Origin of the sequence: Quyinboa mangrovi (assembly GCF_042219825.1) — a bacterium.
Taxonomy (GTDB): Bacteria; Bacteroidota; Bacteroidia; order Bacteroidales; family UBA5342; genus JBHJHP01.
This window is the reverse complement of sequence record NZ_JBHJHQ010000018.1, coordinates 1-4,499: the sequence shown is the minus strand read 5'-3', so window position 1 is coordinate 4,499 and position 4,499 is coordinate 1. Positions and strand designations below refer to the sequence as shown.

The following is a 4,499-nucleotide window of genomic DNA, read 5'->3' as shown; positions in this document are numbered from 1 at the left end:
GCAGGCTGTCTCTTTTGTCCTGACAGTTCCTTTCCCGTCGGAAAGAAACTGCCACGACAGCATACCGCGGGAACGTTAGGCATAATGCGAGATGAAAAAGAAATTTTCAACATATGAATAAAGTCAAATTAATTATTTTGACGTTGTCACTATTTAGTTTCAATTGCTTCTCTCAGATCGACAAAGTTTCCATTAGACAAAAAGAAGATACTCTAAAATGTAATTTTAATATACTTAGACAACTTAGAGATAATATTGAAAATCTAGACTCTTCGATGATTTCTGTGTTCTTAATGACTATTGATAAAAGTTGTTTCAATAATGTTGAATTTAGTGAAGCAAGCAATTATTGGTTATTTAAGACAGTTGAAACTAATCCTGAATTATTCGTCAAAACATACAGTAATATTTCAGATAAGATTGATACGGCATTTATACTTTTTGAGCTTAGAAATCCAATAAATGATTTAATCCCAATTGACTCAATTATTAACCAAGTTGAGCAGTTAGAGTTCGACAATAACTCAAAAAAACAGATACTTTTAAATTTGAAAAAAGGAGACTGGACAAAATAACGCACAATGCCTAACACGCGGTCATAGTGCATGGCAGTACTTTTAAACCAAATAATTCAACGTTCTCTGCAAGCGCCTTTCGTCTTGACAGTTCCTATCCTATCGGACAGAAACTGCCACGACACCATACCGCGGGAACGTTGTGTGTAATAATGACAAACAAACCTTCATTATTATGAGAAGAAAAAAAATAAAATTGCACAAATCTCTTAGACCAAAGGAAAGAGAACAATATTTAAAAGAGCAACTTGAAATCGAAAAAGAACGCGAGAGACAACTCTTGAATGCAAATGGTAAACTAAAAAGAAAACACAAACCTAAAAACAATTATAATCCTGTCAACGGCATTACAACAAAATCATCAATATGGACTATTAAAAAGTAAAATAGTAAAGATGTAGGTGGAATAGTCCACTCTGCCAGTTAACGCTGTAATTGTTTATATTAATAACCATGGTTGTTTTAGGCTATATCATCGGAATTTTGACTTGTATAAAGTTGATAGTCGATATTACCAAAACAGTCCTTTCGATTTGTAAAAAAACGTGGTAAGACACCCTAAAATCTTTATTAAATCGAAAATTAAATATTAAATATTAAACACTACAAGTCGTTAGACTGGGAAAGGTTGGCGGCACAGGTCGCCTTCCTTTCTAAAATAGGCTAATTCACAAATATTTCTAAAAAAACAGCATCCTTTAAATTTTATATATTATGAACGAAAACAGTTTAAACCCAGAACTAGTCAATTCATTTGATTCAAGACAATTAATCGACTATGTCAAAAAATTAATTCAAATAGTTAAGTCCTATCCTGTTAAATATGAAAATAAAAATGATTTTGCATTTATTGCAGGTGTTTCTCATCATTTATCCTCAATATCACATCATAAATTGATTAAAGATACAGAAATAGGAAAAAATATATCTGATGAAAGTAGATTTAACGAAACTGCTGGATATATTAACATTGGGAAAATCATATGCGAACTCAACAATCTGCTATTTTATTTAATTTCTAATCATCGTTAACTGTTATTCCGAAAGCAATCTTTTGATCCTCCAATTAAGACATTTGAAATGCAAATCTTAGAATAGAATAAATAATTACTACACACAACACGCGGTCATAGTGCATGGCAGTACTTTTAAACAAAATATTTCAACGTTCGCAGCCGGCTCCTTTCGTCCTGACAGTTCCTATCCTATCGGACAGAAACTGCCACGACACCATACCGCGGGAACGTTGTATGTAATACCGGGATTAGTAGTTTGATTATTTTAAAACTGGCTTCCACCCTCTTTCGGCTGAAGCGGGGAACGTTCTTTTTAAAATTGGATCATCGTTTGATTTAAACCACGTGTCGGGTGGAATCTCAGTCTACACAACTTTGAAGATTCGTATTTTGACGCAATATCGTTTGGGGTTGATGCAATATCGTAAAGTTTTGATTTACATTATCCGGTCGTGGGTGGCTGAATCTCATTTGATTTGCTGAAGTGTTTAATTTGTGAAGCATCAATTTAAAGAGCACCAGTGAGAGAACAAAAGAAGGTACTACATACAACACGCGGTCATAGTGCATGCGGTTTTGTTTTAATTTGCAAACCCACATTCCGTATGCCGTCGTTTTCGGCTTGACAGTCTCCACTCCGTGGGACAGTCAACCACACGACACCATACCGCGGGAACGTTGTGCCTCATTGTGAAAAAGCCTGACCGCACATTCAAGCACATTTGGTTTTTGCCAACACGCAAAGCCAAGATAAAAAACCAAAAGAGCTTGAATTTTGCCAACGCTTTGACAGAAATTGAAAGAATAAATGGAAGTTGAAAACCAAATACAGAGAAAAGTAAGTCAGTTTTTTGACTGGATAAATCGTCCAATTATTCAAAATTACTACATTCAAGATTTGCAGAATTGGGATGCTCTTTGTGCTTCACTGCATATTCTAAATGATTTACAAAGACCTAAAGACGAATATTACGCTTTAGAAACAATTAATCATCTTGAAGCAATCGGAATTATGCAGACCCTTTATATCGAACAAGACAGTATGCAAACTTTACAAAATGCGTTACTTGAAATTAAATATGATGGTTTTAAGCTTAACAATTACGATAAAGTAAGAGATACACGAAACAAAGTATTTGGTCATCCTTCTGATAAATCAAACAAGAAACTCAAAATTAAAACTCGTCACTTCTTTGACATAACAGACAATAAAAAGCAAACCATTAAGCATTTATATTGGGGTACAGTTAAAGAAATAGAAAGTGAAAAATTTAATATCACCAATTTAGTTCTTGAAAATTCACAAATAACTTTAGGCTATTTGAAGGACTTTGAGAAAGACTTTAAACAAAAATTCAATGAAATAATGACTAAATACACTGTTAAATTTGATACAATCTTCAAGAATGCAGGGTACACATTTGAGAAATTGTTGACCAAAGAAAATGACGATATTGTAATTAAACCATATGAAGGAACAATTGACCAAGAAATTGAAAGGGTAAAGACAGGTTTGCGTGAAAGGAATTTATACGAAGATTTTAAAAGGGAAATACAAGTATTGGAATTTTTAAGTGCTAAGTTGAAATCTCTATTTTACAAGCAGACCTATAAAGACATTGAATTTTATACTTACGCTTCAACTTTGATTGAAAACATAAGGAAATTGTCAAAAAATTTAAAAGAGATAGATAAACTATGACCCCTGAGCTTGCTTCACAGCCTCACACATTGCCAAGTCACACCAGCCGATACACAAACCAAAACTTGGCAAAGAGTATGTCTGCACTATCGCACGGAAGAAAAAGAAACAACGAAGGCACAACAATGTGTATAATTCATAAGGGTTTCAGTGGTAAGCGAAGCATTTTCTCCCGCTTCAATTTCGGTAACGGTGGATACGAGCGCAGTCCGCAATCCCTTACGAAATCATACACTCAACGTTAGGCCTAATAGATAAAATGCATAAACATTACAATTGACGTATAATTGACACTATATTGACGCATTACCATAGAAGCAAATAGAATACTATTGCCTAAAAAATCTATCGAAATGAAAAATCACAGCTTTGCATATAAAGTAAGAGAATTAAGAGAATTGATTGGATTCACTCAAGAACAGTTATCGGAGGAATCTAAATTAAGTTTGAGAACAATTCAGCGCATTGAAAGTGGTGAATCTATACCCAGAGGGGATACTTTGATTAAACTGACTAAAACATTAGGAGTTACAACAGAATACTTTTTGAATAGCAACATTTACGAAGATAAAGGATATTTGATGTTATTAAATCTTAGTTCTTTAAGCTTTATTATTCATCCTATTCTTGGAATATTAGCTCCCCTAGTAATGTGGATTGTAAAACGAGAGAAAATAGAAAAAGTAGAAGAAACAGGCAAGAGAATAATCAATTTTCAAGCTACATGGACTTCAACGCTTTACCTTATATTAATTACATCTCATTTAATTATTAGTGGATTTAGAGGCAATATTAATTATATCTTCTATATAGGTATTTCAAATCTAAAAACAATTGTTTTCGGCAATATGGAAGCACCTTTTCTTCTATTATATTTATTCAATATTTTCATGATTTTAATGAATTTCAGGAGAAGTTATAATGGATTAGATACTATTTATAAACCTTCTATTCCTTTTTTATAGCAAGACATTTTTCATTCACCAGACAATTCAAAATTAATAAAACTACTAGGCCTAACACGCGGTCATAGTGCATGCGGTTCTTTTAACTCGCAATAACTCATGCATCCTGGCGTCGTTTTCGGCTTGACAGTCTCCACTTCGTGGGACAGTCAACCGCACGACACCATACCGCGGGAACGTTGTAGTGCATTTTCCAAAAAAATTAGAATGTTAAACAAGATTTTTAATATTGAAACGAAAG

5 protein-coding genes are annotated in these 4,499 nt (G+C 33.5%); all 5 read left to right on the top strand.

The features are described 5' to 3' along the window. Positions 1 to 113: 113 nt before the first annotated feature. Positions 114 to 575, top strand: coding sequence for a hypothetical protein (locus ACE1ET_RS20195; RefSeq protein WP_375730237.1), 462 nt, complete (start codon positions 114 to 116; stop codon positions 573 to 575). A gap of 175 nt (positions 576 to 750) precedes the next feature. Next, the gene (locus tag ACE1ET_RS20190) at positions 751 to 960 is read left to right on the top strand and encodes a hypothetical protein (protein ID WP_375730236.1); all 210 of its coding nucleotides are present in this window, start codon (positions 751 to 753) and stop codon (positions 958 to 960) included. Between the two features lie 329 nt (positions 961 to 1,289). Continuing rightward, the gene (locus ACE1ET_RS20185) at positions 1,290 to 1,607 is read left to right on the top strand and encodes a hypothetical protein (protein ID WP_375730235.1); all 318 of its coding nucleotides are present in this window, start codon (positions 1,290 to 1,292) and stop codon (positions 1,605 to 1,607) included. Between the two features lie 792 nt (positions 1,608 to 2,399). Beyond that, positions 2,400 to 3,293, top strand: coding sequence for a hypothetical protein (locus tag ACE1ET_RS20180; RefSeq protein WP_375730234.1), 894 nt, complete (start codon positions 2,400 to 2,402; stop codon positions 3,291 to 3,293). Between the two features lie 353 nt (positions 3,294 to 3,646). Beyond that, positions 3,647 to 4,258, top strand: coding sequence for a magnetosome magnetite crystal formation protein family (locus ACE1ET_RS20175; protein WP_375730233.1), 612 nt, complete (start codon positions 3,647 to 3,649; stop codon positions 4,256 to 4,258). Positions 4,259 to 4,499 lie beyond the last annotated feature (241 nt).